General features: G+C 59.6%; 5 protein-coding genes. 2 read left to right on the top strand and 3 right to left on the bottom strand.

The window, feature by feature from the left end; translation table 11 throughout:
• Window positions 1-273, top strand: a 273-nt coding sequence (locus tag EOA85_RS32930) for a LuxR C-terminal-related transcriptional regulator (RefSeq protein WP_245486235.1), incomplete at its 5' end; no start/stop codon positions are given.
• Window positions 274-427: 154 nt separating this feature from the next.
• On the opposite strand, the gene EOA85_RS39565 is transcribed toward EOA85_RS32930, so the two are convergent.
• Window positions 428-652 carry a helix-turn-helix transcriptional regulator gene (locus EOA85_RS39565; protein WP_127212495.1) on the bottom strand — a complete coding sequence of 75 codons (225 nt, stop codon included), beginning with the start codon at window positions 650-652 and terminating at the stop codon, window positions 428-430.
• A 52-nt stretch (window positions 653-704) separates the two neighbouring features.
• Complete coding sequence (locus EOA85_RS32920) at window positions 705-947, bottom strand: helix-turn-helix transcriptional regulator (protein ID WP_127212494.1); 243 nt, start codon at window positions 945-947, stop codon at window positions 705-707.
• 254 nt (window positions 948-1201) lie between these two features.
• Between EOA85_RS32920 and EOA85_RS32915 the strand changes: the two genes are divergently transcribed.
• Entirely contained in the window at window positions 1202-1609 is a 408-nt protein-coding gene (locus EOA85_RS32915) for a transcriptional repressor TraM (RefSeq protein WP_127212493.1), read from the top strand.
• Here the strand turns inward: EOA85_RS32915 and trbI are convergent.
• Window positions 1581-2365: IncP-type conjugal transfer protein TrbI (gene trbI / locus EOA85_RS32910; protein WP_164760049.1), on the bottom strand; the 785-nt coding region annotated here is incomplete at its 5' end. The genes EOA85_RS32915 and trbI overlap by 29 nt on opposite strands.

Below are 2365 nucleotides of genomic sequence, written 5' to 3'. Positions count from 1 at the left end.
CAGCTGGCGGCTGTAACAGCCGTGGCGCTCCTCCACGCAAGGCTCGAACAACAGGAAGTCGAGCCGACGGCGAGCGTTCAGGCCGAGCTCACCGCCAGGCAGGCTCTTTGCCTGAAATGGTCGGCCGAAGGCAAATCGATGAGAGCAATCGCGGCGATCGAGGGCATGTCCTTCGCGACGGTGAACTTTCACCTGAACAATGCTCGCAAGACGCTCGACGCGGGAAGCCTCGCGCAGGCCACGGCGCTGGCAACGAAGCTCAAGCTGATCTAGGGAACCATGATGGGTCGAACACAAGAGCGCAAGAACAGCGAACTCTTATGCGGTCAGGCAACAGCAGTTTTGTCAGTCGATCTTCCCCCATGGGGCTCTATCCAGCGGCTCGGTGCCGACCTCGGAGAGAATCATGATCCTCGCGGGCAGATGCTCAAGCGGCGTCGTCGGGCTTGACGAGCTCGACATGACGTACGTCGAGCTCCTGGGCCAGTTCAGAGAGAGTTATCATTGTTGGATTTCTCCGACCTCGCTCGAGGCTACTGGTTACTGGATTACCGTTGACTGAACCCGGAAGGCCTTCGACCTCTTCTTGGGTTAGGCTCTTCTCCCGACGCAGGCGGGCGAAGTTGCGGCCGACGTGGTTGCGAACATCCATGCTCATCGTGATTTACACTTTGAGCTTCTTAATTTCTCTATTTGTCAAACGCCTACTTTTTCGCCGATCGTACTTTGCGACCTGCGGCGGGGCTTTTGAGCAGATCGGCGGGTTCCACCTCGAGCGCATTCGCCAGGCGATCTACAACGTCAATGCTTGCGTTGTAGACGCTCCGCTCCAGCGAGCTGATATAGGTGCGGTCTATATCTGCAAGGTGCGCCAACTCCTCCTGCGACATGCCTTTGGCCTGTCGAAGAGCCTTCAGGTTGAGCGCAAACACCTCTCGTATTTCCATGCACGAGAGAGCAGCCTCTTGTCGAGTATTTCACCACGGAGTATTCTCTACAAAAACCCGGTTGAGAAATCGGCGTCATAGTGCGCCAGATCGCCAATGGGAGCAGGAGGGCGATTACCATCATCTATCGTATGTAAATGAGCAATGAGAATAAACGTGGAGAAGCCTACTCGTCCAAAGGGGATGGGCGCTCAGAGCAGGGTTCGGCTCGATATTTGCGCGGGCTAACGGGAACCCCTTTCGAAGAGTTTGGGATGGTTGCGGATACGAATTCAACCGTGCAGATAGAGCACAACATCACCTTGAGGCCGGTGATCGGCCTGACCGAGACTCTCCCGAAGGGGGATCTTGAACAGATCACGATCGAGGCAATCAGGACGCATCGACGCCTGCGCGACCTCGCCGAGGCCAGGTACGAGGAATGGCGCAAGTCGCGGGCTGTCGCGGCTTGCGATACCGCGGGGCCTACCCGAATCGCTTATGTCATCGCAATGATTGACATGCTCGCCCAGCAAACGGCGCTTTCGACCCTGCTCGATGTGCTCGGCCACATCCCGTCAGTGCCCGCACTGACGCCAGTTCGCCGCTCGATCGGCCGAAGCTTTGCCCGTTTTTCATCGAGCGAGCCGGATCTCAGCCGCGATAGGCACCCGGAAAGATAATGTCCTGGTCAACGAGGACGTTGAACTTATAGCCGGGCCGGATTTCCAGCGTCGGCTGGACGTCGAGATTTTTGTTGATGGTGCGCTCGGCAACGCGGCCAAAAGTCTCCGCGAAATTCCGCCGCGCCGCATCGGAGGCCGTGTCCTGCGTGGCGAGCGTCGAGCTTTCGGGGAGCGCCATGTCGATCCCCGTGCCGATGATGGCGAGCAGCACCGCCGAGCCGAACGTTTTCAGATAGTGGTTGTTCACCTTGTCGTTGAAGCCGCCATACCCTTGAGCGTCAGTCCCCGCCATGCCACCGACCTGCAAGGTCGATCCGTTCGGGAAGATGATGTCCGTCCAGACAACGAGCACGCGCGACTGGCCGAACGAAACCTTGCTGTCATACCGCCCGAACAGCTTGGCGCCTTGCGGGATGAGCAGGCGGTGACCCGTCGCGCTGTCGTAGACGTTCTGGCTCACCTGCGCCGTGATGCGTCCGGGAAGATCGGAGTTGATGCCGGTGATGAGCGTGGCCGGGATCACCGAACCGCGCTTGAGCTCATAGAGGGATTGCTGCGGCACGCCCTGATTGGGAAGGTAGCCGAGCTCCTTGAGGTCGGCGTTGAAGAAGTCCTCTTTGGAGCGCTGCCCGTTCGGATCGAGGTTCTGGCCATTCAGCCCGGCCTGCAGCGCCGCGCCATAGAGATCGGCCGCCGAGCCGCTGCGCGCGGTTGTTGCGCCGGCCGGCGATGCCCCGGGCGCCGAGTCCGTGG

The sequence above is a fragment of the Mesorhizobium sp. M5C.F.Ca.IN.020.29.1.1 genome, assembly GCF_003997375.1.
Lineage (GTDB): Bacteria > Pseudomonadota > Alphaproteobacteria > Rhizobiales > Rhizobiaceae > Mesorhizobium > Mesorhizobium wenxiniae.
Note: the sequence above shows the minus strand (reverse complement) of the source record. Positions and strands in the feature narration are given on the sequence as shown.